26 protein-coding genes and 1 tRNA gene are annotated in these 25689 nt (G+C 38.8%); 5 read left to right on the top strand and 22 right to left on the bottom strand.

What is annotated here, in order from left to right:
- Nucleotides 1–19: 19 nt before the first annotated feature.
- From I6F42_RS06960 to I6F42_RS06940, 5 genes are read right to left on the bottom strand one after another with little or no spacing between them, the layout of a single operon-like run.
- A complete protein-coding gene (locus tag I6F42_RS06960; protein WP_010553375.1) occupies nucleotides 20–1561 on the bottom strand; it encodes a serine hydrolase in 1542 nt (513 codons plus the stop codon).
- A gap of 15 nt (nucleotides 1562–1576) precedes the next feature.
- Complete coding sequence (locus tag I6F42_RS06955) at nucleotides 1577–2071, bottom strand: gamma-glutamylcyclotransferase family protein (RefSeq protein WP_010553376.1); 495 nt, start codon at nucleotides 2069–2071, stop codon at nucleotides 1577–1579.
- Nucleotides 2072–2097: 26 nt separating this feature from the next.
- Nucleotides 2098–2736, bottom strand: a complete 639-nt coding sequence (locus I6F42_RS06950; protein ID WP_007586498.1) for a LysE family translocator — start codon at nucleotides 2734–2736, stop codon at nucleotides 2098–2100.
- A gap of 11 nt (nucleotides 2737–2747) precedes the next feature.
- The gene (locus I6F42_RS06945) at nucleotides 2748–3521 is read right to left on the bottom strand and encodes a hypothetical protein (RefSeq protein ID WP_010553377.1); all 774 of its coding nucleotides are present in this window, start codon (nucleotides 3519–3521) and stop codon (nucleotides 2748–2750) included.
- Nucleotides 3522–3550: 29 nt separating this feature from the next.
- Nucleotides 3551–4036: a CreA family protein gene (locus tag I6F42_RS06940; protein WP_010553378.1), complete on the bottom strand. Its 486-nt coding sequence runs from the start codon at nucleotides 4034–4036 to the stop codon at nucleotides 3551–3553.
- Nucleotides 4037–4243: 207 nt separating this feature from the next.
- Here I6F42_RS06940 and I6F42_RS06935 point away from each other — a divergent pair, with 207 nt between their 5' ends.
- Nucleotides 4244–4573 carry a 5-carboxymethyl-2-hydroxymuconate Delta-isomerase gene (locus I6F42_RS06935; protein WP_197151589.1) on the top strand — a complete coding sequence of 110 codons (330 nt, stop codon included), beginning with the start codon at nucleotides 4244–4246 and terminating at the stop codon, nucleotides 4571–4573.
- A gap of 321 nt (nucleotides 4574–4894) precedes the next feature.
- Here the strand turns inward: I6F42_RS06935 and I6F42_RS06930 are convergent.
- The 4 genes from I6F42_RS06930 to I6F42_RS06915 all read right to left on the bottom strand — a co-directional run bounded on the left by I6F42_RS06930 (nucleotide 4895) and on the right by I6F42_RS06915 (nucleotide 6900).
- A tRNA-Ile gene (locus I6F42_RS06930) sits at nucleotides 4895–4971 on the bottom strand.
- A gap of 246 nt (nucleotides 4972–5217) precedes the next feature.
- A complete protein-coding gene (locus I6F42_RS06925) occupies nucleotides 5218–5724 on the bottom strand; it encodes a hypothetical protein (RefSeq protein ID WP_010553379.1) in 507 nt (168 codons plus the stop codon).
- Nucleotides 5725–6102: 378 nt separating this feature from the next.
- Nucleotides 6103–6261: a YqaE/Pmp3 family membrane protein gene (locus I6F42_RS06920; RefSeq protein WP_002957822.1), complete on the bottom strand. Its 159-nt coding sequence runs from the start codon at nucleotides 6259–6261 to the stop codon at nucleotides 6103–6105.
- Nucleotides 6262–6333: 72 nt separating this feature from the next.
- Nucleotides 6334–6900: a BON domain-containing protein gene (locus I6F42_RS06915; RefSeq protein WP_007586486.1), complete on the bottom strand. Its 567-nt coding sequence runs from the start codon at nucleotides 6898–6900 to the stop codon at nucleotides 6334–6336.
- 328 nt (nucleotides 6901–7228) lie between these two features.
- Here I6F42_RS06915 and I6F42_RS06910 point away from each other — a divergent pair, with 328 nt between their 5' ends.
- The gene (locus tag I6F42_RS06910; protein WP_007586484.1) at nucleotides 7229–7897 is read left to right on the top strand and encodes a LiaF domain-containing protein; all 669 of its coding nucleotides are present in this window, start codon (nucleotides 7229–7231) and stop codon (nucleotides 7895–7897) included.
- Nucleotides 7898–7935: 38 nt separating this feature from the next.
- Here the strand turns inward: I6F42_RS06910 and I6F42_RS06905 are convergent, their stop codons facing one another.
- Entirely contained in the window at nucleotides 7936–8352 is a 417-nt protein-coding gene (locus tag I6F42_RS06905; protein ID WP_197151587.1) for a VOC family protein, read from the bottom strand.
- A 276-nt stretch (nucleotides 8353–8628) separates the two neighbouring features.
- On the opposite strand from I6F42_RS06905, the gene suhB reads away from it, so the two are divergent.
- Nucleotides 8629–9432 (top strand): inositol-1-monophosphatase, encoded by an 804-nt coding sequence (gene suhB / locus I6F42_RS06900; protein ID WP_002957826.1) that lies wholly within the window; start codon nucleotides 8629–8631, stop codon nucleotides 9430–9432.
- Nucleotides 9433–9485: 53 nt separating this feature from the next.
- On the opposite strand, the gene I6F42_RS06895 is transcribed toward suhB, so the two are convergent.
- From I6F42_RS06895 to queA, 6 genes are all read right to left on the bottom strand, one after another.
- Nucleotides 9486–10295, bottom strand: a complete 810-nt coding sequence (locus I6F42_RS06895; RefSeq protein WP_169060677.1) for an ABC transporter substrate-binding protein — start codon at nucleotides 10293–10295, stop codon at nucleotides 9486–9488.
- A gap of 322 nt (nucleotides 10296–10617) precedes the next feature.
- Nucleotides 10618–11565, bottom strand: a complete 948-nt coding sequence (gene secF / locus I6F42_RS06890) for a protein translocase subunit SecF (RefSeq protein ID WP_007586474.1) — start codon at nucleotides 11563–11565, stop codon at nucleotides 10618–10620.
- 9 nt (nucleotides 11566–11574) lie between these two features.
- A complete protein-coding gene (secD, locus tag I6F42_RS06885; protein ID WP_182675640.1) occupies nucleotides 11575–13434 on the bottom strand; it encodes a protein translocase subunit SecD in 1860 nt (619 codons plus the stop codon).
- A 19-nt stretch (nucleotides 13435–13453) separates the two neighbouring features.
- Entirely contained in the window at nucleotides 13454–13789 is a 336-nt protein-coding gene (gene yajC / locus I6F42_RS06880; protein WP_007586472.1) for a preprotein translocase subunit YajC, read from the bottom strand.
- Between the two features lie 25 nt (nucleotides 13790–13814).
- Nucleotides 13815–14942, bottom strand: coding sequence for a tRNA guanosine(34) transglycosylase Tgt (gene tgt / locus I6F42_RS06875; RefSeq protein WP_007586471.1), 1128 nt, complete (start codon nucleotides 14940–14942; stop codon nucleotides 13815–13817).
- A 183-nt stretch (nucleotides 14943–15125) separates the two neighbouring features.
- A complete protein-coding gene (queA, locus tag I6F42_RS06870) occupies nucleotides 15126–16157 on the bottom strand; it encodes a tRNA preQ1(34) S-adenosylmethionine ribosyltransferase-isomerase QueA (protein ID WP_010554380.1) in 1032 nt (343 codons plus the stop codon).
- Nucleotides 16158–16344: 187 nt separating this feature from the next.
- On the opposite strand from queA, the gene I6F42_RS06865 reads away from it, so the two are divergent.
- A complete protein-coding gene (locus I6F42_RS06865; protein WP_197151585.1) occupies nucleotides 16345–18876 on the top strand; it encodes a GGDEF domain-containing protein in 2532 nt (843 codons plus the stop codon).
- Nucleotides 18877–19057: 181 nt separating this feature from the next.
- Nucleotides 19058–19270, top strand: coding sequence for a hypothetical protein (locus tag I6F42_RS06860; protein WP_024592496.1), 213 nt, complete (start codon nucleotides 19058–19060; stop codon nucleotides 19268–19270).
- A 24-nt stretch (nucleotides 19271–19294) separates the two neighbouring features.
- On the opposite strand, the gene I6F42_RS06855 is transcribed toward I6F42_RS06860, so the two are convergent.
- The 6 genes from I6F42_RS06855 to pstA all read right to left on the bottom strand — a co-directional run bounded on the left by I6F42_RS06855 (nucleotide 19295) and on the right by pstA (nucleotide 25686).
- Nucleotides 19295–20215 (bottom strand): hydrogen peroxide-inducible genes activator, encoded by a 921-nt coding sequence (locus I6F42_RS06855; RefSeq protein ID WP_197151582.1) that lies wholly within the window; start codon nucleotides 20213–20215, stop codon nucleotides 19295–19297.
- An 82-nt stretch (nucleotides 20216–20297) separates the two neighbouring features.
- The gene (locus I6F42_RS06850; protein WP_007586466.1) at nucleotides 20298–21566 is read right to left on the bottom strand and encodes an inorganic phosphate transporter; all 1269 of its coding nucleotides are present in this window, start codon (nucleotides 21564–21566) and stop codon (nucleotides 20298–20300) included.
- Between the two features lie 39 nt (nucleotides 21567–21605).
- Nucleotides 21606–22283, bottom strand: coding sequence for a TIGR00153 family protein (locus I6F42_RS06845; protein WP_002957838.1), 678 nt, complete (start codon nucleotides 22281–22283; stop codon nucleotides 21606–21608).
- Nucleotides 22284–22433: 150 nt separating this feature from the next.
- Nucleotides 22434–23135 (bottom strand): phosphate signaling complex protein PhoU, encoded by a 702-nt coding sequence (gene phoU, locus I6F42_RS06840; protein ID WP_007586465.1) that lies wholly within the window; start codon nucleotides 23133–23135, stop codon nucleotides 22434–22436.
- Between the two features lie 46 nt (nucleotides 23136–23181).
- Complete coding sequence (gene pstB, locus I6F42_RS06835; protein ID WP_007586464.1) at nucleotides 23182–24009, bottom strand: phosphate ABC transporter ATP-binding protein PstB; 828 nt, start codon at nucleotides 24007–24009, stop codon at nucleotides 23182–23184.
- A 27-nt stretch (nucleotides 24010–24036) separates the two neighbouring features.
- Nucleotides 24037–25686 (bottom strand): phosphate ABC transporter permease PstA, encoded by a 1650-nt coding sequence (pstA, locus tag I6F42_RS06830; protein WP_007586463.1) that lies wholly within the window; start codon nucleotides 25684–25686, stop codon nucleotides 24037–24039.
- Nucleotides 25687–25689 lie beyond the last annotated feature (3 nt).

Below are 25689 nucleotides of genomic sequence, written 5' to 3'. Positions count from 1 at the left end.
TGAATATCAATGTTATTAGCTATTTTGCTTTTAAATGTAGGTTTCTAAAATCAAAGCTAAAGTCGGTAACTTGTGTTGATACTGCACGCATTTTAGCGCTGTTTACACGGTTTTGTGAGCTCATTTCAAAACGAATAAACGCATCCGCCTCAAGTAGCTTTTCATCCCACTTAACTATAAATGTATTTCCAGTGTAATGCTCAAGTGTCCCCTTTAAGCGCTTAGTATGCGTAAAATCAATATGCAATTTACTATCAAGTTGTTCAATAATTACATCGCCATACCAATCATCGTGTAATGTACCGGTGTAATTAATGTTTGGTAATTGTGGTTGGTAGTCAGCGGGGGCTTCTGGTTTTGCATTAGCGTACGCCTGTTGTTTACCTTCAAAATGACTTTTAGCTAAATCCTCTACCCAGTCTTTATCTTCGAGCTCAAGTGCATCTTCAAGTACTTCATGGGTTACTGCCGAAAGTGCACCGAAAGCTTGTTGATTAGATAAAATAACAATACCGAGTTTTTTCTCAGGCAATAAAGTAACTTGCGATACCATCCCTAAAATACCACCGCCATGACCTAGCTTTTTAAAGCCGTGGTAGTCTTCAATACTCCAACCTAACCCATAACCCCTAAACTGCTGATGATACGATTCAAACGCACTTTTAGACGCCATAGACGTAATATGTGGGTGCCACATTTGCGCTTGTTGCTTTTCGCTAAACAGCTGCTCGCCACTTGGCATTTTACCGCCTGCTAATTGCGTACGAAGCCATTGGCTCATATCGCTTACACTTGAAGCAATGGCACCTGCACCTCTAAAATCTTCTAAGTAATTCACAAAAAATGGATGAAGCGTGCCATCCATAGGAATATGACCTGTCGCCCAGTTTTTATTACTTTTTGGAATACGTGAAAATCCCGCGCGTGAGTTATCCATGTGCAGCGGCTGTAATATATTTTTTTCGATGTAATCGTTCCAGCTGATACCCGACACACGTGCAACCACCTCACCAGCGGTAACAAACATCAAGTTGTTATAAGCGTATTTACTACGAAAACTGCTCGCTGGTTTTAAATACTGTAATCCCGCTAAAATTTCATCAACTGACTTATCGGTACTTGGCCAAATCATTAAATCGCCCTGCCCTAGCCCCAGCCCACTGCGGTGACTTAATAAATCACGAATACGCATTTCGCGTGTTACGTATGAGTCGTATAATCTAAACTCTGGTAAATGATCAATTACGCGGTCATCCCAGCTTAACTTCCCCTCATCAACCAACTTGGCTAGCGCTGCTGTTGTAAACGCTTTCGTGTTTGAAGCAATACCAAACAAGGTGTCTTTGTTTACTTTTTTGTTGGTATCGAGATTAGTTACACCAAAGCCTTTAGCAAATATTACTTTATCGTTTTCAACAATGGCGACTGCCATACCGGGTACGTCAAAACGTGCCATTGACGCTTTAATAATGTCATCAATTTTGTTGGTATCAACTTGTGCCCAGCTACTAAACGTAGTGCCTGCTAGTAGTGCAATTGCGGCAAGTTTGGTTAATTTCATATCAATCCTATTTTATTATTTTTGATGAACTGCAAATTCAATTGCTGCGCGCTCTTGATTGGTATCGCTTTTTTGTGCGCGATTTAATATCGCATCACTGTATTCTTTTGGTACGCCCGCTTCAAGTGATCCGCGATGAACGTGTTTTATGTACCAATCGTATGGGAGTACATCGCTGTCATGGGTATTAGCTATATAACAATGTGCAGTTACAGTCTCACCCGTTAGAAGCGTTGGGGCTATATCTACGCAGTCGTAACCTACGCCCTCAATACCATCTAAAATAACTTTTTCATCTTCATTAAGCTCATAAATAATGCCGTAAACCAGCGCGCCTTCTTTATCGCTTGGGCAAATACTGCATTTGCCAGAGCCATCTTTAAATAGCATATCAAAAGTTAGCTCGTAACCTTTAAGTACCGCTGTTCCTACACGCTTTACATTAGGTAAGCGCGCTAACAAACGATTAGATGACATATTAGAGCCAAACGAAAAATTATATAACGGCATTTTATCTCCTGTACTTTTTAAATAAGTTAAATAACAACACGTACTGCAAGGGCAATTAAAATAACGCCAATTCCACGGTCAAACCAATAACCGCGTTGTTGGAAAAAACCCCTTACATTATTTCTGGAAAGTATTATTGAAAGCATTGAAAACCACGCCCAAGTAGCCAATGCCATGTACACACCGTAACCGACCTGTACGCTAGTCGGTGTTGTTGGGCTAATCACGAGTGTAAATAACGACATAAAAAATAACGTGGCTTTTGGGTTTAATGCATTTGTGAAAAAGCCGCGCCTAAAAGCAAGCCAAACGGATTCTTCTTGGACGGTTTTGTTTTCAACATCTTTTGCAGCCTCGCCTTCATTACTTGCTGGAGGTTTTGCAGCTCTGAGTGCTTGTACGCCTAAATAAGCTAAATATGCACCGGCAAGATACTTAAGTGCCATAAATAAACTAGGCGATTGCGTTAAAATAAGCGCAACACCTAAAACGCAATAGGCAACGTGCAGTAAAATAGCAGCGCCAACACCGGCGCTTGTCCACAATGCATTGCGCCTACCTTGCTGCACGCTTTGCTTAAGTACTACGGCAAAGTCAGGCCCGGGGCTTGCTACTGCAAAAAAATGAGCAATAACAATCAGTAAAAATTCATCTAAGTATTCCACGCAGGTCCTTGCTAGTTTGGCGAATAAGCTAATAACAGCGGGTTGGCCGAGTTATTTACCAATGCTTTAATTTCTTTTTGTGCTTTTTTAAACTGACCACGTAAATGCGGCTTTAAATGCTTTTTAGACACTTTATCGTTTTTAAAGTAGCTAATCAGGGCATGCATAAATACCGTATGTGTTTCACTTAACTTAGCTTCACGGTTAGCGTATGGATTATAACAAGAGCCACAACCGCCTTTAAACTGATACACCGTGTTACTCATCATCACACCAAATCCTAAAAAACAAGCAAGCGCATCGGCAGCTTGTGGTAAATACTCCCTACCGCCTGGCGGTAGAACCCCAACGTGATGAATAAGTATGGTGGCCAGAGTACCCGCATAACTTGCCACTAAATCTTGTGGCTGATTAATCTGATTAGGATTAAAAGAGATACTGACCTTATGGCTTGGCGGCACAATTAAATGGCTGCCTTCGCCACGTATTTCATCACTAAATTCAAAGTGCGGAAAAACTTGCGGTTGTAACTGCTGAGGTGCGACTAATTGAATAGGCCATGCATTCATACCCGCGTAATTAGTAACGCGGGTAAAGACATTGGTTGCCATTTCCTCAATGCTCGATACCGAATCGGGGAAAAAAGTGGCCGTTGGCAGTATTATTTGAGTGTGCTTTGTAAAAAACTCAGCATCAAAATTTTCTACAGCCCAAATAAATGTATCAATAAGCCATTGCTGCTCTTGATCTTCCAATAAAGGTGCCGATTTAAATAAAGCTAACATAAGGTGCTCTTATAAGTTTTAGTGCTAGTTTAGTTTTTTTGTGTAAGCGCCCAATCCCACGCTTGAGTATTGTATAGCGGCACTGTTGATAGTGCATGGTGGTGGCTACCACTGGATTCTTTAGTTGAATACGATAAGTACAATAAAGTACGATTCTCAGCATCGTAAATACGGCGCACTTTTAGTGATTTAAATAATATACTTTTAGATGATTTGAATATCACTTCACCTGATTTACTGCGGTCTATTTTTTGTAGCTGCTGCGCTGTAATAGGACCCGTTTGACGACATGCTATAGACATATCAGAGGGATCAGAAAAGTCCAAATTAGCCTCTATATGACTAATATGACAAGTAACGCCTTCAAGGATTGGATCTTGCTGCGAATTAACCACAACATCTTTAGTTGTAAATAATCCCAGACTTACCGATGCAACATCGTCAGAGCAAGCACTTAATGTAACAACTGCACCTGTAAGTAAAGCTAAACGTTTAAATTTTTGTGGTAATTTCATACTTATCCTCAATTAATATATAAGTAACTTAGCACCTACGTTACTAAGCGAAGGTTCACCTGTTTGTTTTTATACTAACATCAAAAATAAATACGACTAAATTAGTTTAAAGTAAAGATTTTAGATAGCTCAGGGTTTAGTGAACCCTGTTGTATTTGATACAATTAACTCTCGCTCATGCAGTAACTCATAATAGGAAACGCCTAAATGCCGCACATTATTATTGAACACTCAGAAGACCTCCCTATTTTACCACAAGTACTGGTAGAAAAAATTCACACTACCGCTTTCGAAAGTAACTTATTTGAATTAGAAACCATCAAAACACGCGCTATTGCTTATCAGCAATATCAACTTGGCGCAGGAAAATCAGGGTTTATACATATCGCGGTACATATTTTAGCGGGACGCTCAATTGAGCAAAAACAAATGTTAAGCGAACTGCTACTTTCATGCTTAAAAACATACTGCAGAGCATCAGACAGTTTAAGCGTAAATATTTACGATATTGAGCATGAGATATACCGTAAAAATTAGTTAACTCTTGTAGTTTTGAGCAATAGAAGTAAACACTAGTAAGTAAAAAGCCCCAATAGGGGCTTTTTTTGTATTCTGAAATCAGATGCAGCTCATTATTATTTACAAGACAGAGCATGAATAGCGTCCGATCTAATGCTGGAATTTAATAGTGCATTCGCACTCTTTCAAATTTAAGAAAGCTTAGCTTAATCTATGGATTAACTTTATTTAAATTATATTTATTATTAGGGGTAGATAAAGAATAATAAATTACACGATATTAAATTCATGTAGCATTAAATAATTTGAGTAGGTATTTTTTTGGAAAGTTTGTAAAAGTGGTGGCCCCTCCCAGACTCGAACTGGGGACCTAACGATTATGAGTCGTGTGCTCTAACCAACTGAGCTAAGGGGCCAACTTTTATATAACTGCTAGGCAGTTAATTTTTGAAGCGTTCAGTCACAGAGCGACTAAAGCGGGTTGCAGTATAAAAACTTTTTAGGTGCTTGTCACTACCAAACACCTTTATTTTAACAATCAGTAAGCTAACTGCTTAAATAGTAATCTTTTGGGTGGGTATAAGCATAAAATACAAGATATTTCCCATGATATTCTCTGCATTAAATTATAAAACCCTCCTCCCACATGTAGTCTTTTATATTTAACGCTCTACTTTTTTAAGTAAAGCTAACATATATGTGTAGGCATACAAGGCTGTAAAAAATATGCTTGGGGCTACTGTAAGTGCCAAATTAGGTGTCTGATTAATTACATTCACCATAATCACTAAGCTCGATTGAACAGTAATCGGAATAATAGGCGCAAAAAGTACACCTGCTATTTTTTTGTTACCTAAATACGAGGCGCTAGAGTTAATTGCATTATTGAAGCTTTGTCGTATTGCTACGTTTTGTGGTGTTTTAGAATGAAACATACAAATAATTGGAGTTACGAACGCAAGCGTTACATAACTAGACTTATACTTGTTGACGACCTTTTCTAAAATAAAAGTAAAAAACAGCGTTACAAATCCACTATACAAACCTTGTACTAATGCAGCTTGAAGCGTGACCGATTTAGCAATATCTGCCGAACTGTTCGCCCAGTAGGCCCAGCTAAAATAAAAAACGAATGACACAACGCCTGACAGTATAAGTCGAATATTCAATTAGCTACCTCAATATGCGTAAAAGCTTGGTGTAATGATAACACTAGAAGTGATGGTAATATTGTCACTAAATAATAGAGTAATTAATCGCGTATTGTAGATATATAAACAAACTAATGTTAAAGATTTCCTAACTGGCATCAATACAGAATCAGAACACTGCGGTTAGTTAGAAAGCTTAATTGAAGTAAACAATACTTTGGCTGAGGGAATTTTGGGAGTGAGTTACAAGAAATAAATCACTTAGTTTGAGTAAATTAAAAATTAGATTTTGATAAAAAATATTTACTTTAAAAACTAATATTGTGAGCCGAACAGTACTGGGGCACTTGTATCATTAGGCCTCAGTAGTCGGCTTACACAATATATAATCTGTCATTATTTTTTCGCAATAATGTAGATTGCATGTATTAACCCTGGGAAATAACCTAGCAGTGTTAATAAAATATTTAACCAAAAATGCATACCTAAGCCAACTTGCAAAAACACACCTAATGGCGGTAATAAAACCGAAAGTATTATACGAATAATATCCATGACTAAACTCCATTTAAATTAAGCATTAAAAAGACGTAAAGCCCAGTGTTAGTGGGCCTTAACTATACTATATTATTCAGCAACAATAGCTAGTTTATCAACTACGTCACGAACATCTTCAGCATTTTTAGCAATTTTAACTGCTAGTTGTTTTTCAGCTTCAGACTCTACTGAACCGTTCAGAGTTACAATACCATTGTCGGTATCAACATCGATGTCTGTACCACCAACTTCTGAGTCAAACAGGAAGCGAGTTGTGATTACAGTGGTGATTTTAGCGTCCGTTAGGTCGTTATCATCATCGTCCATCATGTCGTTGCTTTTATCTTTGGTATCCATGCTTTTAACAACAGTAAGGCTGTTATCAACATCAGATACACCATCTAGGCTAAGTACAAGTTCTTCTGCTAGCTCTTTATCAAGCTCGCTATTAACTTTACCTGTAAGTACTACTTTGCCATTTTTTACATCAGTGTTAATGTCAAAGTTGTTTAGATTAGTGTTCATAAGTAGAACTGTTTCTGCCTTACCATCAATCCAAGCATCTTTACTTTCGTTTTCCCAGCTGTTTGCTTGGGCACCCATAGCCGTAGTACCAAGAACTAGAGCTGCGATAATAGACTTGTTAAATGTTTTCATAATCTTTCTCCTTTTGATTAAAGACACTTTAACTAATGCGAGCTTTGGGCCAACTTTATTTATACTTACATTTCAATAGGTTGAGTTTATTTTGGAGTGAGGCATTATCTATAGTTGTGTAACTATTTACAGGCTACTCGGTAAAACTTTCTCAAATAGTGAAAATAGCTAGATAATTGCATTTTTGGTTAATCTATCGTTAATATAACAAAATAAAAAACATCATTATAAATTAACCTACTGATAATTAGGGTGATTATATTTGGTGCGTGCTTTGCATATAAACATCAAGAGCAGTATCAATAGTAAATATAATAAGGAATGCCCCATGTCTGTAAAAGTTGAAGACCGCCCAATAGAGCAAGTACGCGAACAAGTAATTGACCAATTAATTTATAATTACAGTCATGGGGTTATTTCTGTTGATGCATTTGAGAGACGACTCGATAGCGCGATGGATGCACCTAATAACGACGCTCTTTTAGCCTTAGTAGAAGACTTAACACTTAATACCGATCAGCAATATAAAGCAGAAAAACAATCGCAATTTAAACCACATTATAGTGCACAGCAAAACAGTGATGATGATTTTACATTACGTAGTATTTTAGGCTCTAACGAACGAAGCGGTCAGTGGGTCGTGCCAAAAAATATATATTTAAGTAACTTTATGGGATCGGTGGTACTTGATTTTACTGATGCCATTTTTGCGCATCAAAATGTAACTATTCACGTTAACTGTATTTTTGGTAGCGATGAGATTTATGTACCAGAGCATGTAAATGTAGTGTCTAAAATGTTTTGTATTTTAAGTAGTCTTGAAAATAAATCGGTGTCGCTTAACAAACGCCAAGGTCCTACTATTCATATTGAAGGAAAGGCAGTTATGGGATCGGTTGAAGTAAAAATAAAGCGCACAATTAAAGAAAAATTTATGAGCTTTGCAAATGAGCTAAAAACCCAGTTTGGCACCGGTAATAATAACCGCTCACTATAATTGAGTAGCAGCACTTTAGCGTGCTGCTTGGTATTTTATTATAAATCGTTATTTCGCTCGCTTGGTACATCACTTAAATACTCTACAAATTCCACCTCAAACCCGGCGGGATCAATAAAGTAGACATTCTTTCTGAAAGGATTCTCGCTACCTTGCTTGCTTAGAGTAAAACCCACTTTATTTAAGCGCATTACTACTGCGCTTAAATTATTAGTTACATAAGCAAAGTGTGCAAAACCAATTTGATAGCCCGATAAGTTTCTGTTTTCACCCTCCCCATGACTGCTTATCGCAATGTAATGCGTGTCATCTCCAAAGTGTACCCAGCGTCTTGGTTTTCCATGCCAATCGCCTCTGCCCTCACTTCTAATCGACCAATGTGGAAATACAGCGCGATAAAATTTAAGCATGCTGCCTATATCACTCGCGACTAAGTTTACGTGCTCTAAATACATAATGTTGTCCTATCAATTAAGTTAGGGGCACGATAAAACCTCAAGCTAACTTTAGGTAAAGCGTTATTTAAAATTAATTCAATTTAATTAACACACAAAGGAACATAGTGACTTATTAATTGCTCATTATTATTTTTTAAAAATATAGACACTTTTCAATCTTGTATAAAAAACAAACATAAGTATTTGGGGTTTATTGTTTACTTTATGTCAAAAGTCGCTAAAATACGCCGGCTGAAATATATAAACGTTCTTTTACAACCCAAAGGTAATACCATGCATCCAATGTTAAACATTGCGGTTCGCGCTGCGCGCAACGCAGGCAAAATTTTACTTCGCGCAAGTGAAGATTTATCAAAAGTTGAAGTGCAACAAAAAGGCGCTAACGACTTAGTAACTAACATTGATAAAGAAGCCGAAGCCGTAATTCGTGACACTATTTTACAGTCTTACCCTACTCACTCTATTGTTGGTGAAGAATTAGGTGAGCATAAAGGCAAGGATGATGATTACCAATGGATTGTAGATCCTATCGATGGAACAACTAACTTCATCAAAGGTATCCCTCATTACGCGGTTTCTATCGCACTTAAAGTTAAAGGTCGTTTAGACCAAGCTGTTATTTATGATCCAATTCGTGGTGAGCTTTTCACTGCATCTCGCGGTCAAGGCACTCAGTTAAACAGCAAACGTCTACGTGTTAGCAAAACTACGGTTCTTGCAGGCACTGTACTTGCTACTGGTTTCCCTTTCAAAAACAAAAACCACATGGATGCATACACTGAAGCGTTTAAAGCATTGTTTGTACACACTGCAGACATTCGCCGTGCAGGTTGTTCTGCTTTAGATATGGCATACGTTGCAGCTGGTCGTGTTGATGGATTTTTTGAAATTGGTTTAAAACCTTGGAACTCTGCTGCAGGCGAACTTATGGTTAAAGAAGCGGGCGGTATGGTTGTAGATTTCGCTGGTGGTAATAACTATAACCACAGCGGCAATATTATCTGTGGTTCACCAAAATTGACTCAAGCAATTATTCGTGAAATTCGTCCAGTATTAACTGAGTCGTTACTTCGCTAATTTGATGCTATTAATAGCATGCTAAAAAGGAGCTCAGGCTCCTTTTTTTGTGCCTAAAAATAAGGGTTATCGAGCTTAATCTCTATCGTTTTGCCTTTTGTATAAGGTAGTGTATTTAAATCCTTTGCGAAGTATTCATTAAATAATGCGTCAAATTCACCGCTTTCCTGCATCACTATTAATCCCTCTTCAACAGCCTTTGCTAATTCAGGTTTACTCTTAGTCACAAAGTAATAAATACCGGTTGGATAACTTATGTATAAATTAGGCACGATTACTAAATTACTTTGTTTGTTTTCAATAAGCTCAGAGTTAACCTCAATAAACGAACGAGGAAAGTAATCTATTCGACCACGGCTCGTTAAAGTGAACATGGCTTGGTAGTTAGTAAGCGGCCTTACATGTAATCCGTTATAGGACATTATTCTTGTATCTGGCCAGTTGTGCCCTTGTACAGCCGAAAACGTAGCTAGCTGCTCAATATTTTTTACCTTTTTAAAGCGCGCCAAGTTTTGCTTATTAGTTAATAAAGCTCGCTTACCTATATAGCCTTTAAATAGTGGTATTTTTATCGCCAAAGCAAGCGCCTCTCGCTCTGGACTACTCATACTCCAATACATATCTAATTCGTTATCATCTAGGTTTATTAACTTACGCTTTTGCAGTTCTGATATGGGGGTCATTCGGATAACACCGGGGTAGTTAACACTTTCAAGTGCACGTACTAATAACTCATTGAGGTACTCTTCTCGTGCGTTTTGGGTATCTTGCTTTTGAGCAACATTAATTATTTGCTCTTGCGCCATGAGTGAAAAACTTACAAACAAACTAAATACACTGATAGAAACTTTTATTGGTAACATAATAATTACCTGCTTTGTTTAAATTACCTATTATTGGCTGAAAGGCTAAACACTTCTAAAGCACCCCTTGAGCACATGAATAAATAGATAACTAGAGCGATAACACTTGGCTTATTTTAGCCTCAGTGGCCGGTGCCTTAACCTGTGGCGATTTATACATTATTGCAAAAAGGTCCTACCGATTCACACTACAAAGTTAGCACTGTTTTCGTAAGCTTGCACTGTTACATCCGCTAATGAAAACTTAGACGCCTGAATAATTAATAAATTGCAGGTATAAAAAAACCGCTCATAGGAGCGGTTTTTATTTAATGAGACTCTACTACGGCATTGCGTCTAGGTCTGCACCTTCTTTTTCAATTACTTCTGGTATTAAGTCTTCTTTGCTTACGCCCATTGCTATAGCAACAGAGCTCGCAACATAAATCGAAGAATAAGTACCAATAAACACACCAAACAGCAATGCAGTTGCAAAGCCATGAATGGTTTGTCCGCCCCATGCAAACAAAGCAATCAATACTAAAATAGTGGTGATTGAAGTTACAAGTGTACGGTTAAGTGTTTGCGTAAGTGAAATATCAATAATTTCTACAGTATCGTCAATGCGCACTTTACGGAAGTTTTCACGAATACGGTCAGATACAACAATCGTATCGTTAAGTGAATAACCTATTACCGCAAGAATTGCCGCTAATATAGTTAAATCAAACTCTAAACCTAATATCGAAAATAAACCCACAGTAATAATAACATCGTGTAGTAGTGCACCTACCGCACCCACAGCAAAGCGCCATTCAAAACGAAATGCAACGTAGATTAAGATACAAATAAGTGCAGTTAACATGGCAAGGCCACCCTGCTCTTTTAAGTCTTCACCTACACTTGGGCCCACAAACTCAATACGGCGCATTACTACGCTGTCATCAGCTTTTTTAAGCGCATCGATTACTTGGTTACCAATTACTTCAGCTTTAACATCACTACCGCGCGGTGCTAAACGAACTAAAATCTCTTGGCTTGAACCAAATAGTTGTACTGATGCATCAGCAAAACCATTATCAGCTAGCGCAGCACGTACTTTTTTAAGGTCTGCTGGCTGTGAAAAACCAACTTCTACCGCAGTACCGCCGGTAAAATCTAAACCAAAATTTAGACCTTTAACAAAAACTGATGCAAACGACGCTAAAATTAATAACGTCGAAAAACCCATAGCCACTTTACGAAGAGACATGAAACGAAGGGTTCTACTACCCAAACTTAAAATTTGCATGTCAGCTCCTTAAATCGAAAGTTTATCAATACGTTTACCACCAACAAATAAGTTGATTACCGCACGGGTACCAACAATGGCTGTAAACATTGAAGTTAAAATACCAATCGCAAGTGTCACTGCAAAGCCCGCAATCGGACCTGTGCCTACTGCAAACAGTATAATGGCAGCGATTAACGTGGTGATGTTAGCATCAAATATAGTGCTAAATGCGCTATCGTAACCGAAATGAATCGCTTGTTGAGGGCTGCGGCCATCGGCCAGCTCTTCACGAATACGTTCAAAAATAAGTACGTTAGCATCAACTGCCATACCTACGGTTAATACAATACCTGCAATACCAGGTAGCGTAAGTGTCGCGCCTGGAATTAAAGACATAACACCAACAATCAGTACTAAGTTAGCCGCAAGCGCAAGGTTTGCAACCATACCAAAGCCTTTGTAGTACACAAGCATAAACACAAGTACAAACGCAAAACCAAGTGCAACCGCAGTCATACCCGCTTCAATATTTTCTTGACCTAAACTTGGACCTACAGTGCGCTCTTCAACAATTTGAATTGGTGCTACAAGCGCACCTGCACGAAGTAGCAAACTTAAGTTATGTGCTTCAGCTGGGTTATCGATACCTGTAATACGGAACGAGCGATCAAGACGTGCTTGAATTGTTGCTACGTTAATAACTTCTTCAACCTTAATAGGCGGAAGCGCCTTACCGTCTGCATCTTTTTTACCTGATGGCTTGTACTCAATAAATACCGTTGCCATACGCTTACCAATAGCACGTTTGGTAAAGGCATTCATTTTTGCCCCACCTTTGCTATCTAGCGTAATACTCACTTGCGGGCGTTGGTATTCATCAGCGCCAGATTGCGCGCCAGTTATATGGCTGCCTTCTAGAATAATACGCTTTTTAAGTACAACAGGGTAACCGTCGCGGCTCATGATCATTTCAGTACCCGCAGGGATACGACCTTGAGCAGCAGCGCTAATATCAGCATTTTCGTCTACTTCACGAAATTCAAGTGTTGCTGTCGCGCCTAAAATTTCTTTAGCGCGTGCTGTGTCTTGAATACCAGGTAGTTGAACAATAATACGCTCAGCGCCTTGGCGTTGTACGTTAGGTTCTGCAACACCAATTTGGTTGATACGGTTACGAATAATCGTTTCATTTTGCTTGATAGCGTAGTCACGAATTTCTTTGAGTTTTTGCTCACTCATTGTCGCAAAAAATGCTTTATCGTTACTGCTGTCATCAATGTAGACATTTAGCGGGTAGCGAGTTTCTAAGAAGCTCTCTGCTGCATTTTTGTCTTCTTCGGTACGCATTTCTACACGCATACGATCGGAGCCTGCTACGCGGCGAACACTACGGTAACGTAGTTTTTCTTCGCGCAGGTCACTACGAAAATCTTGCTCCATTTGCTCAAGCTGGTTATCAACCGCTGTTGCCATGTCGATTTCCATGGTGAAATGTACGCCACCACTTAAATCAAGACCTAGCTTCATAGGGTTACCACCAACCGCTTTTAACCAAGCTGGTTGAGCTGGTGCCATATTAATGGCAGAAATGTAATCGTCGCTCAGCGAATCACGCAGTAAGTCATGCGCTTTAAGCTGTTCTTCAACATTTTTTAAACGAACTAAAATTTGCCCATCTTCAAGTATTGTCGATTTAGCGGTTACATTATTTTTTTTAAGGATTGCGTTTACTTTGTCTACAACACTGAGATCGACATCAGCGCCTTTAGCACCTGAAACTTGTATAGCCGGATCGCGGCCATACAAGTTTGGAGAGGCATATAAAAGGCCAATGGCTACCACAGCTAAAACAAGTAAATACTTCCAAACTGGAAACTTGTTTAACACGGGGTCGTCCTTATTATTTTTATAGCGACTTCATTGTGCCTTTTGGCAATACTGCAGATACTGCAGATTTTTGTACTGTTACTTCTGCTTGCTCGTTTAAAGAGATAACGATGAAATCTTTCTCTTCAGAAATTTTCACAATTTTACCCACTAAACCGCCTTGGGTAAGTACTTCATCGCCTTTGGCCATCATACTCATTAAGCTTTTGTGTTCTTTAACGCGCTTAGCTTGTGGACGGTAGATCAAAAAGTAAAAAACCAAACCGAAAATAGCTAACATAATTAGCATTTCCCAACCACCACTTGCCGCAGGTTGACCAGCTGCCGCGTGTGCATTTGAAATAAATAAACTCATAGTACTTCCTCTTTAATTTTAATATTTAATTTTTTATATCTACTAGCTCTGGCACATCTTGGCCTCGGCGAGCATAAAAATCTTGTACAAACTCTTCTAATTTACCTTCGCTAATCGCGTTACGTAAACCTTCCATAACACGTTGATAGTAACGTAAGTTATGAATTGTGTTTAGTCGTGCACCTAAAATTTCATTACATTTATCAAGGTGATGCAAATAAGCTCGTGAGTAGTTTCCACACGTATGGCAATCACACTCAGGGTCAAGTGGCCCTGTGTCTGTTTTATGCACAGCGTTACGGATTTTAACTACGCCAGTGGTAATAAATAAATGTCCATTTCGTGCATTACGCGTAGGCATAACACAATCAAACATATCAATACCACGGCGAACAGACTCAACTAAATCCTCTGGCTTGCCTACACCCATAAGGTAGCGTGGTTTGTCTTCTGGCATTTTAAACGCACAATGATCAAGAATATTCATCATTTCGTTTTTAGGCTCGCCTACTGATAGACCACCTAATGCATAGCCATCAAAGCCAATTTCTTCTAAGCCTGCTTGCGATTGTGCACGTAATTCTGGGTACATACCACCTTGAATAATACCAAACAAAGCAGATGGATTGTCGCCATGCCCTTCTTTTGAGCGCTTAGCCCAACGAAGAGATAACTCCATAGAATCTTTAGCTTCTTTTTCAGTTGCTGGATATGGCGTACACTCGTCAAAAATCATAACAATATCTGAGCCTAAGTCGCGCTGTACTTCCATCGACTTTTCAGGCGACATCATAATTTCATCACCATTTACTGGAGATTGAAATAACACGCCTTCTTCAGTGATTTTACGCATTGCGCCTAAGCTAAATACTTGAAAACCGCCTGAGTCAGTTAAAATTGGGAAATCCCAATTCATAAAGTCGTGTAAATCACCATGTTGCTTAATGATTTCAGTACCTGGACGAAGCATTAAATGAAAGGTATTACCTAAACATATTTGCGCACCAGTGGCTTTTACTTCATCTGGCGTCATACCTTTTACAGTACCGTAAGTACCAACAGGCATAAATGCAGGTGTTTCTATTACACCACGGTCAAAAATTAAGCGGCCGCGGCGCGCTTTTCCGTCAGTACAATCTAATTCAAATTTCATATCATCCTCAATGTCAGAAAAACAGTCCAACAAGCTATAATTTAACCGCTCGATTCTACCCTTTTTGCCTCATTAATACTATTAGCTGCGATAAATTCAGGTTTGCTTATTATGCTAAACAAAAACCCCAGCTTCGTTGCTGGGGTTTTTAGTGTTTTTTAATGAGTATTAAATAATAAATGGTTACTTACGTGTTAAAAACATCGCATCACCGTAACTAAAAAATCGGTACTTTTGTTCAATTGCCGTATTGTATGCACCCATAATATTGTCTTGTCCGCTAAAAGCGCTGACTAACATTATAAGCGTTGATTCTGGTAAGTGAAAATTAGTGACCATGGCGTCAACAACATTAAATTGGTAACCCGGAAAAATAAATATATCGGTATCACCAAAATACGTATCTAATTTGCCGCCGTGAACTTTAGCTGCCGACTCTAATGAGCGTACTGATGTTGTGCCAACCGCAATTACGCGCCCGCCACTTGCTTTGGTTTGTGCAACGGCAGCAACTACATCATCGGGTACTTCAATGTACTCGGAATGCATTACATGCTCATCAACACTATCCACTCGTACTGGCTGAAAAGTACCGGCGCCAACGTGCAAAGTAACAAAAGCCATGTTTACACCTTTATCTTTTAGTGCCGTCATTAACTTATCGTCAAAATGTAAGCCCGCTGTTGGCGCAGCAACTGCACCTGGCTTTTCTCCATAAACAGTTTGGTAACGCTCGCGATCAGCTTCGGTATCAGGTCGGTCAATATAAGGAGGCAGTGGCATATGACCAATATCATTAAGTATATCTAGCACGTTTTGGCTATGATCAAACTCAAGCTCAAATAATGTATCGTGGCGTGCAACCATTATTGCCTTGGCTTTGCCCTCTAAAATAACTTCGTTACCAACCTTAAGCGACTTGCTCGCGCGTACGTGCGCAAGTACGCGATGTTCATCTAGCACTCGCTCTACAAGCACTTCAACTTTGCCGCCAGAGGCTTTTTGACCAAACATACGTGCTGGAATTACGCGTGTATTGTTAAAGACTAACAAATCGCCTTCGTTTACTAAATCAAGTATGTCGCTAAACACTTTATGTTCTAGAGTTCCGCTTGGGCCATCTAAAGTAAGTAAACGGCTGCTAGTTCTGTCCGCTTTAGGAAAACGAGCTATTAATTCATCAGGTAAGTCAAAGCTAAAGTCAGCCACGCGCATAATTAGTAATCCACATCATTTAAAATCGCGCCAAGTGTATATGTATCGGGTATTAAGCTCAAGAAATCAGCCAAACTTATAATATCTTGTTTGCGTGTTTCTCATTAAATTTTCTTGTTCTTATGGTTAAATGTCACTATTCTTGTTCGGCTAAATTATTATAAGTTACATTAGGGGTGTTCAACACGTGCCAAACCAGCTTAAATTGCTAATATTAAACGCAAGTAGTGCTGAACGTCGCGCGATTAAAGGCACTTTAGATAGCTTAAATGTATTTACCTTTATTGATGCGCAAGATAGCCAACAAGCTTTAAAGCTTTTAAAACAACACCCTGTTGATATTATAATAACGGGCATTAATGTTGGAAAAATTGACGGCTGGCGCTTTTCGAGGATGATCCGCTCAGGATTATTAAAAACACCAAAAAACACCCCAATTTTACTTATTCCGCCAATTTACTGTGAGCGTATTGCAGAAACAACAGCCCGAAGCTACGGGATAGATGCTGTACTGCCGTTTGAACATAAAGACATGCTCCCTCAAGTACTTGCGAATGTTTTATCTACTCACTTAGAAAAAAGTAGTCGGCTAAACTTATTATTATTAGAGCCACTTAAAAATACGGCCGACAAAATAAGTGAACAGTTAAAGTTAAACTTTGCTATTACTCACGTTACCTCAGCCAAAGCAGCACTAAACGCTTACAACCAACAGCAGTTTTCAATTGTGCTACTCGATGCCACTACATCAAGTGCAGAGAGCTCAAGTGTACTCGTTGAAGAAATCCTACAGCACAATTCTAAACAAGCTATTGTTACGATTATAGAAAGTGATGATGCTGATTACGCTGAGCAGCTTTTGCTGTCCGGTGTTACCGATTTTATTAGAGCCCCATACGACCCTTCATTTTTAAATAAAGTGTGTGACCACGCCGCACGACGTGAAGATTTTATGGTGAGTTATGCTGAGTTTGCTTACAAAGTAGAGCAGCTAAGCGTGAGCGAAGTGCGTTACAAAGAGTTATTTTCGGCTCATCAGCGTATTTTATTGCATTTGAATACGGTTGTTTTAGAGCTTGATCAGCAAGGGCATATTCGTTTTATTAACCCTGCATGGGAGACATTAAGCGGTTTTGGTGTTAAATCATCACTACAAACCCCACTAAGCGCTTATTGTAATAACGAAGATAAAGGAAGACTAAATTATACTATTAATGACATTTTACATGGTGGCGAGCAACAGCAACAAATAGAAGTAAAGCTCACCCATAAAAATGGCAATTTAATTTGGGTCGAATGCAGATTACAGCTAATCAAAAATAGTCGTAATAACGCGACCATAACCGCCACTATCGACAACATACACGAACGTAAACAAGCAGAGATCCAACTACGTCATTTAGCACACCATGACCCATTAACTGGTTTACATAACCGTTATTACTTTGATCAACAGCTTAATAAAATATGCCAAGATAAATACACGTATGATGGCATAGAGCATGCTGTTATTTATATTGACCTCGATCACTTTAAAATAATAAACGACAGCAAAGGTCACCACCAAGGTGACATAGTATTAAAAGAAGTCGCGCAATTATTTAAAGCAAATATTGGCGAAGACCATTTAGTGTGCCGAATAGGCGGCGATGAGTTTGCAGTAATACTTACCGATATGAATTTACTAGATGCACACCTTATTGCTGAAGGTGTGTGCAGCGCAATAGAAAAACATGCTTTTAAATCAGAAGATCAGATATACACAATTAGCTGCTCTATTGGTTTAACTCAAATTACGACACAAAACAATGATCCTAATGAATGTTTAAAACAAGCCGATATTGCTCTGTATATTGCCAAAAATTTAGGGCGTAACTTAGTACATTGCTACTCAAAAGAGGACGCTCAAAACAATACGCTTCAAACTGGGCTTGAATGGGGTCACGAAATTCGCCAAGCATTGCAGCAAGATAATATTGAACTACATTACCAACCTATTTGGGATTTTAAAGAGTGTAAAGTTGCTTATTTTGAAGCGCTCTTACGCTTAAAACTCAAAGGTGAACTTGTGTACCCAAATCAATTTATTCCCTCTTTAGAGATGCTTAACGACACATTTTTGATGGATCAATGCGTTATACGTAATGCCGTTGCTTGCGTGTCTAAGCACCCAGAGTTAAACCAAGTTGCTATTAATTTGTCAGCACAATCATTCTTAGATGAACGTTTATTGCCATTAATTGAATCAAACCTTGAAAAGTATAACGTGCCCCCTTCGCGGATAATTTTTGAAATAACTGAATCAGCAAGTATTAACAACTTAAAAGCGACTCGTAAAATGATTGAGAAGCTTAATAGCTTAGGCTGTCATTTTTCTATTGACGATTTTGGAACTGGCTTTAGTACATTTAACTATTTAAAGCAGCTTCCAGCACAGCATGTAAAAATTGATGGCTCATTTGTAAGCGACATGCTTAATGACCCTATAGACTTAGCGTTAGTAAAAGCAATAAATGATATTAGTCGGTCTCTCGATAAGCGCTCTGTAGCTGAGTACGTCGAAAACGAAGAGATATTTTTTGCACTAAAAGAGATAGGTGTTGATTATGGACAAGGCTACTTTATTGCACGCCCAGTACCTGTTGAAAAAGTAAAAGATGAACTTGAAAAAATTTCAAAAAATAAAACGTTTTACCAACAACAAGCTAGCCCAAAATAAACAAAATTAAACAATTTGTTACTACCAATATTACCTTTCTTGCCTATACTTTCAGTATCAAATAAGAAATGTCGTGCATTTTAATGCATTTCACTTTAAAAACATGACATTACCTTTTGGCGGCATAGTACTGATATTTATAGTGGGTTTCAAAGCTATTTAAGCTTTTAAGGAGAAAGGTATGACACAGCTAGTTATGTTATTACTGATTATACATTTTGCAATCGCGTATCAGTGTTATCGTTACGCAAATATTAAAGGCTACCCAGTTAAGGTTTTTACTGTATTAGGCTGCGTGCCTTACTTTAACTTAGTGGTATGGATTTATTTACTATTTTTACCCGAACTTGAGCCTTTTGAAAGCCATCTTAAAAATCAAAAGCAGCCTTTATAAGCTGCTTTCATTCATTTCCTATTCTTATTTAGAAAAATCTAAACTACATTGGCGCTTTAAAAATATCTCAAGCTGTTGACTAAATAACTTAAAGTCGCGGATCCGCCCCGTAGTTTTCCGCCACAATATGCCAATATCTCTATATGCATCGCTTTGTGATGGTGTTGCCACCATATTTTTATTATCTAAAATTCCGGCGTTAATCGCCATTTGTGGTAAAAAAGTCACCCCGAGCTGATGCTCAACCATACTCAATAATGTATGCAAGCTTGCTGCTTCAAATGGGTTAATACAACTAGCACGGTTTAAATGACATGCACTAAGCGCATGGCCTGTCATACAGTGCTCACGCTCGAGTAAGAATACGCTAGCCTCTGGTAATAGATTAAAGTCGACTACGCCCTTTGCAGCGCTGTAGTCCTTATGGTGCACTAAACTAAACTGATCTTTTGCCAATACTTGTGTATGAAATTTATCGGTTTCGTATGGCAGTGCAAGTAGCGCTAAATCAATATGCCCATGCTCAAGTTTATCCAGTAGCTTATCACTCGTATCTTCTATTAATACCAGCTCTAAATCACAAAAGGTTTCTTTACAAAAGTGATACAGAGGAGCCGCTATAAAGCTAGCAATTGTAGGTATAAAACCCACTGTTAATTTACCACTCAGCGGTGTTAAAAAGCTTTTAGTGAGCTCTTTTAAACTAATTGTATCGTTAATTATTTTACGAGAGCGCTCAACAACTTCTTCACCAATACTGGTAAACATAAGGCTGCGATTTTCGCGTTCAATAAGCTGGCAACCCAACGTTTCTTCAAGATTTTGAATAGCACTGCTTAAAGTAGATTGCCCTATAAAACAGGCACTGGCAGCTCTGCCAAAGTGCTGATGTTGATGAACAGCTAATAAATACTGTAGCTGTTTGATACTTGGAAGATTGGTCATTTTTTCTTTCCACAAATAAAAAGACCCCAACACCTAGGGCATTGAGATCTTTTCAAGCTAAAAGTCTTTGAGTACTTTTTTGTTAAACCCCAAATGCGGTTCTTAGTACGTAGAAAATAACAATAGCAAGGGCAGCGCCAACTGGCAATGTAATTACCCAAGAAACTACAATGTTTCTGATAACACCCATGTTAAGTGCACCAATTCCACGTGCCATACCTACACCTAATACCGCACCCACTAAGGTTTGAGTAGTAGAGATTGGCATACCAGTACCTGATGCAATAACAACGGTAGAAGCAGCGGCTAGTTCAGCAGCAAAACCACGGCTAGGCGTTAAATGTGTAATGCCTTCACCAATCGTTTTAATTACTTTTTTGCCCAAAATAGCAAGACCCGCAACAATACCAAAACCACCTAGAGGTAGAATCCACCAAGCAATAGCCGCTTTTTTAGCAATTTCACCATTGTTTTCAACAATGTTTACAACAGCAGCTAGTGGACCGATTGCATTAGCAACATCGTTAGAACCATGTGCAAAGGCCATACAACATGCTGTTAATACCATAAGAACAGCAAACACTTTTTCAACATTGTTGAATTGCATTTGTTTATCTGCTTTTGGATCGATATTTAAACGAGAAATAGCAATTTTACCAATTATAGCAACGACAACTGCTACAGCTATTGCTAAGGCGTACCCTTCGGCTGCACCTAAATCAACACCAACATGCTTTAAGCCTTTTTTAATTGTAACCAAGGCCATTATAAAACCTGCTAAACCCATATAAAGTGGTACATAGCGTTTAGCATTTTTTAGTGGTGCATCTGTATTAAAAATAAGTTTTTGTGCACTCATAAATATTAAGTATGCAATAAAGCCTGATATGGCGGGCGTTATAATCCAACTACCAACAATACCACCTACTTTATCCCATTGAATCGCCTCAGTACCAACAGCAACTAACGCAAAACCAATGATTGCACCAATGATTGAGTGAGTCGTTGATACTGGCCAACCCAAGAACGAGGCCATTAATAACCAAGCACCCGCTGCAAATAAAGACGAAATCATACCCAGAACCATAAGTTCAGGAATGTCTGCAAATGGTGCGGCATCGATAATTCCTTTACGAATTGTTGATGTAACCTCACCACCTGCTAAGTAAGCGCCTGCAAATTCAAAAATCATCGCTATAAAAATAGCTTGTTTGATTGTTAGCGCTTTTGAACCTACAGATGTGCCCATGGCGTTCGCTACGTCGTTCGCGCCAATACCATAAGCCATAAAAAAGCCGACTGCTGCGGCAATTAAAATTAATACCGTGCCGTAAGATGCAATGATATCCATTGTAAAACCTTAATCTTTCGTGTTTGAACTGATTTTAAATTAACGAGCTAACATCAGCTCAAGACGTGATCCTACGCGCTCTGCAATATCTGCAAGCTCGCCAACCCATTCAATGATTTTGTACAAAAACATAACATCAATTGGATTTAACTCACCCTCTACATCACGTAGCTGGCGGCGTACTTTTATCTGCATTTCGTCCGTGTCTTGTTCTATGGCATCCAATTCAACTAACATTTTTTCTACTAAGGTGACTTCTCGACCTTTAAAACCCGTTTCTAGCAATTCTTCTAATTCGTTAATTGCTTTAGATGCTTGTTTAGTCGCATCTACACAACGGGTTAAGTAAGCTAAGAAATCAGCTTGCATAACTTTTGGAATGGTCATTTCACGACCAATCACTCGCCCTGCAATATCTTTTGCTTTATTGGCAATTTTATCTTGTTGAGTTACTAGTTCGAGAAGATCTGTACGCTCTACCGGCATGAATAAACCACGCGGTAACTGTAAACGTATATCTCTTTTCATATCATCAGCTTCACGTTCTAAATTGCGAATAGTGATGCGAAGCTCTTCTGCTTGTACCCACTCTTCTTTAAATACGTGATTAAAAAAAGGTATCAAAGCTTTACTTGCTTGATGAACCTTCTTGATGTGTTCTTCCATTGGTTTGATAGGAGATTTTGCAAATACTCCTAAAAACGCGTTTGTAGGCATAACTGACCCTTTAATCAAATTGATATGCTTTGCAGCATGAATTTTACAGTATTAACCAAGATTGTGAACGCTTTTTATTACTTCACTAAAGCTTGCAATACACAAAGCGACACTAAGCCGCTTTAATAGAAAAGCATGATGGGTAAAAAATCATAGTGATTTTTCTATATCTTCTTGAGATGTATGGCGAATATCTTTGCCATTAACAAAATAAATAATGTATTCAGCAATGTTCTGACAGCGATCACCAATACGCTCTAATGAGCGAACAGACCAGACTAAGTCCATGATTTTAGGTATTGAGCGTGGATCTTCCATCATGTAAGTCATTATTTGACGTGTGATGGCTTCATATTCGCGGTCAACTTTTGCATCTTCTTTATGTACTTGAAATGCACGTTGCACATCCATACGCGCAAATGCATCTAGTACGTCGTGTAGCATTTTTAAAACCTGGCGGCCCATGTTTTCAATATTTACTAATAAATCTTGCTGATCTTTGGTAAATGAGTCTAGTGCAACTTTAGCAATTCGCTCAGCTTCATCGCCAATACGCTCTAAATCAGCAATTGTTTTAGCAATTGCAATCACTAAACGCAGGTCACTTGCTGCAGGCTGACGACGAGCAATAATACGCGTACACTCTTCATCAATGCTTACTTCCATTGCATTCACTTTATAATCGTTCTGACGTACCTTTTGAGCAAGCTCTGCATCGTTACGACTCACCGCATCAAGCGCACTATTTAACTGCTGCTCAACTAAGCCACCCATACTTAATACATGATTACGTACATTTTCTAGTTCTTGGTTAAAACGCCCAGAAATATGTTTATTAATATTATGTTCCATAGTTACCTTCTCTCTTAATCTTGCACAACACGCTACAACGGGCTAATTAACCGTAACGACCGGTAATATAATCTTCGGTCTTTTTCTTCGTTGGTGTAGTAAATAAGGTATTTGTGTCTGAGTACTCAATCAATTCGCCCATATACATAAAGGCTGTTTGATCAGATACACGTGCTGCTTGTTGCATGTTATGTGTAACAATAACAACGGTAAATTGGTTTTTTAAATCGTTTATTAGCTCTTCGATTACTAAAGTAGAAATAGGGTCAAGTGCTGATGTAGGTTCATCTAATAAAAGAACTTCTGGCTCAATTGCAATTGAACGAGCAATAACTAAACGCTGTTGCTGACCACCCGACAAGCCAAACGCGCTATCGTGTAATCTATCTTTTACTTCATCCCATAAAGCAGCACCACGAAGTGATTGCTCTACCACTTCGTCTAACTTACGCTTCTCTTTAATGCCTTGTAAGCGTAGGCCATAAACCACATTTTCATAAATTGATTTAGGAAATGGGTTAGGACGCTGAAACACCATACCTACATTACGACGAAGTGCTGCTACATCTACGCTCTTATCGTAAATATTTTGACCGTGAAGTAATATTTCACCTTCAATACGACAAATATCAACCAAATCGTTCATGCGATTAATACAACGTAATAGAGTTGATTTACCACAGCCCGATGGTCCTATAAACGCAGTTACTTGGCCTTTTGGAATGTTCATATTTACTTTATTAAGCGCTTGCTTATCACCGTAGTAAAGATCGAGATCTTTAATCTCTAGCGCTTTTTGGTCATCCGTTAAATTTTCTAGGTCTAACTTCTGGCCTATATTAGCTTGGTTTACTTTTGGAGCGACTGTAATCATTTTTGTTACCTATAAAATCTTTACTAATTAGTGTTCAAGCGATCTGTACTTTTCACGTAAATGGTTACGTATACCAATGGCCGTTATGTTTAGGGTAATAATCACCGACACCAATAAAAAGGCCGTTGCGTATACCAGCGGGCGTGCCGCTTCAACATTAGGGCTTTGGAAGCCAACATCGTATATATGAAAGCCTAAGTGCATGAACTTTCTATCTAAGTGAAAATACGGGAAGTTGCCATCAAGTGGTAATGTAGGAGCCATTTTTACAACGCCTACTAGCATTAACGGTGCAACTTCACCTGCAGCACGCGCAACTGCCAGTATTAAACCTGTCATAATTGCAGGGCTTGCCATTGGAATAATTATGCGCCATAACGTTTCAACTTTTGTTGCGCCAAGCGCTAGCGAACCATCACGTACGGTACTTGGAATACGAGATAAACCTTCTTCAGTCGATACAATAACAACTGGCAGCGTTAGTATAGCGAGCGTTAATGCCGACCACATTACACCTGGCGTACCAAATACTGGCGTTGGCGACGATTCTGGATAAAATAATTGGTCTAAGCTACCACCTAACATGTATACAAAAAAGCCGAGGCCAAATACACCGTATACAATTGAAGGAACACCAGCCAAGTTAATCACTGCGATACGAATCATTTTAGTGATTGCATTTTTTGCGGCGTACTCGTGTAAGTAAATTGCAGCAACAACGCCAAACGGCGTCACAATTACAGCCATCAGCATAACCATAAATACAGTACCAAATATAGCAGGGAAAACACCGCCTTCTGTATTTGCTTCACGTGGATCATCGGATACAAACTTACCTAGTTGCACAAAGTAGTGGCCTAGCTTTGCAAAAAAGCCCATATCGTTTGGAAACCAAACATCAAGTACTTGATACATAGGAATTGTAACAACTTCACCGCGCATATCTTTTACAGTGACGTGGTCACGTTTAGCTTGTTTGCGTAGTGCAAATAAATCTTTTTCAAGTACACCATACTCTGCACGTAATTCAGCACGTGCTTGAGCAAGCTCAGCAACACGCTCATCAGTGAGAGCGTTATCAAGTAAGTAGCCTTTTTCTTTTAAACGTAAGCGTTCAAGTGCGTAGTTAATATGCCCAATGTCACCATTTTGCAAATCAAGTGCTTCGTCATTTAAATCAACCGCACGCTCAACAAGCTCATGTAGTGCTTCTATTTTGTCGCCATTAACCGGTTGACCGTCTTTAATAACGTTTTGCACATAACCATAAAAGTTACCGTTTTTACTACGCTCAAATACTGCAAGCGCCGCTGGTGCTGTTTTATTTGTTATGTCGGTTTCTAATATCCAACGAAAATCTAAATCTACATATTCGCGGTTACCTGTTTTAATAAGTAAGCGCTCTATTTCTTCTTTTTCAAACCCGCTAACATCAATACCTGTCGCGGCTAAACGCGTTTTTGGTACTAATTCACGATCGTAAACTTCGCCAATAACGGTTTGCTTTGCAATCGACCCTTCAAGTTCAAACTGTACAACTTCTGAAGGCCAGAAAAAGCTTAACCCTTTCCAGGCTATCATTGCTAATAAGCCTAAAACTGAAATCAAACTGATGCTCACTGCACCACCGGTCATCCAAATCCAAGGAGAACCAGACTTAAACCACTGCTTTACCATGTC

The sequence above is a fragment of the Pseudoalteromonas sp. SWYJZ12 genome (assembly GCF_015864395.1).
Classification (GTDB): Bacteria; Pseudomonadota; Gammaproteobacteria; order Enterobacterales; family Alteromonadaceae; genus Pseudoalteromonas; species Pseudoalteromonas arctica.
Note: the sequence above shows the minus strand (reverse complement) of the source record. Positions and strands in the feature narration are given on the sequence as shown.

Bases quoted from the DNA above. Each gene is read 5' to 3' on its own strand.
- suhB (WP_002957826.1), top strand. From the start codon at position 8,629: ATGCATCCAATGTTAAACATTGCGGTTCGCGCTGCGCGCAACGCAGGC.
- I6F42_RS06960 (WP_010553375.1), bottom strand. From the start codon at position 1,561: ATGAAATTAACCAAACTTGCCGCAATTGCACTACTAGCAGGCACTACG.
- queA (WP_010554380.1), bottom strand. From the start codon at position 16,157: ATGCGCGTGGCTGACTTTAGCTTTGACTTACCTGATGAATTAATAGCT.
- pstB (WP_007586464.1), bottom strand. From the start codon at position 24,009: ATGATTACAGTCGCTCCAAAAGTAAACCAAGCTAATATAGGCCAGAAG.
- I6F42_RS06935 (WP_197151589.1), top strand. From the start codon at position 4,244: ATGCCGCACATTATTATTGAACACTCAGAAGACCTCCCTATTTTACCA.
- I6F42_RS06940 (WP_010553378.1), bottom strand. From the start codon at position 4,036: ATGAAATTACCACAAAAATTTAAACGTTTAGCTTTACTTACAGGTGCA.
- I6F42_RS06955 (WP_010553376.1), bottom strand. From the start codon at position 2,071: ATGCCGTTATATAATTTTTCGTTTGGCTCTAATATGTCATCTAATCGT.
- I6F42_RS06850 (WP_007586466.1), bottom strand. From the start codon at position 21,566: ATGGATATCATTGCATCTTACGGCACGGTATTAATTTTAATTGCCGCA.
- I6F42_RS06910 (WP_007586484.1), top strand. From the start codon at position 7,229: ATGTCTGTAAAAGTTGAAGACCGCCCAATAGAGCAAGTACGCGAACAA.
- I6F42_RS06895 (WP_169060677.1), bottom strand. From the start codon at position 10,295: ATGTTACCAATAAAAGTTTCTATCAGTGTATTTAGTTTGTTTGTAAGT.
- tgt (WP_007586471.1), bottom strand. From the start codon at position 14,942: ATGAAATTTGAATTAGATTGTACTGACGGAAAAGCGCGCCGCGGCCGC.
- phoU (WP_007586465.1), bottom strand. From the start codon at position 23,135: ATGGAACATAATATTAATAAACATATTTCTGGGCGTTTTAACCAAGAA.
- I6F42_RS06860 (WP_024592496.1), top strand. From the start codon at position 19,058: ATGACACAGCTAGTTATGTTATTACTGATTATACATTTTGCAATCGCG.
- secF (WP_007586474.1), bottom strand. From the start codon at position 11,565: ATGCAAATTTTAAGTTTGGGTAGTAGAACCCTTCGTTTCATGTCTCTT.
- I6F42_RS06845 (WP_002957838.1), bottom strand. From the start codon at position 22,283: ATGCCTACAAACGCGTTTTTAGGAGTATTTGCAAAATCTCCTATCAAA.
- I6F42_RS06905 (WP_197151587.1), bottom strand. From the start codon at position 8,352: ATGTATTTAGAGCACGTAAACTTAGTCGCGAGTGATATAGGCAGCATG.
- I6F42_RS06855 (WP_197151582.1), bottom strand. From the start codon at position 20,215: ATGACCAATCTTCCAAGTATCAAACAGCTACAGTATTTATTAGCTGTT.
- I6F42_RS06945 (WP_010553377.1), bottom strand. From the start codon at position 3,521: ATGTTAGCTTTATTTAAATCGGCACCTTTATTGGAAGATCAAGAGCAG.
- pstA (WP_007586463.1), bottom strand. From the start codon at position 25,686: ATGGTAAAGCAGTGGTTTAAGTCTGGTTCTCCTTGGATTTGGATGACC.
- I6F42_RS06920 (WP_002957822.1), bottom strand. From the start codon at position 6,261: ATGGATATTATTCGTATAATACTTTCGGTTTTATTACCGCCATTAGGT.
- I6F42_RS06915 (WP_007586486.1), bottom strand. From the start codon at position 6,900: ATGAAAACATTTAACAAGTCTATTATCGCAGCTCTAGTTCTTGGTACT.
- yajC (WP_007586472.1), bottom strand. From the start codon at position 13,789: ATGAGTTTATTTATTTCAAATGCACACGCGGCAGCTGGTCAACCTGCG.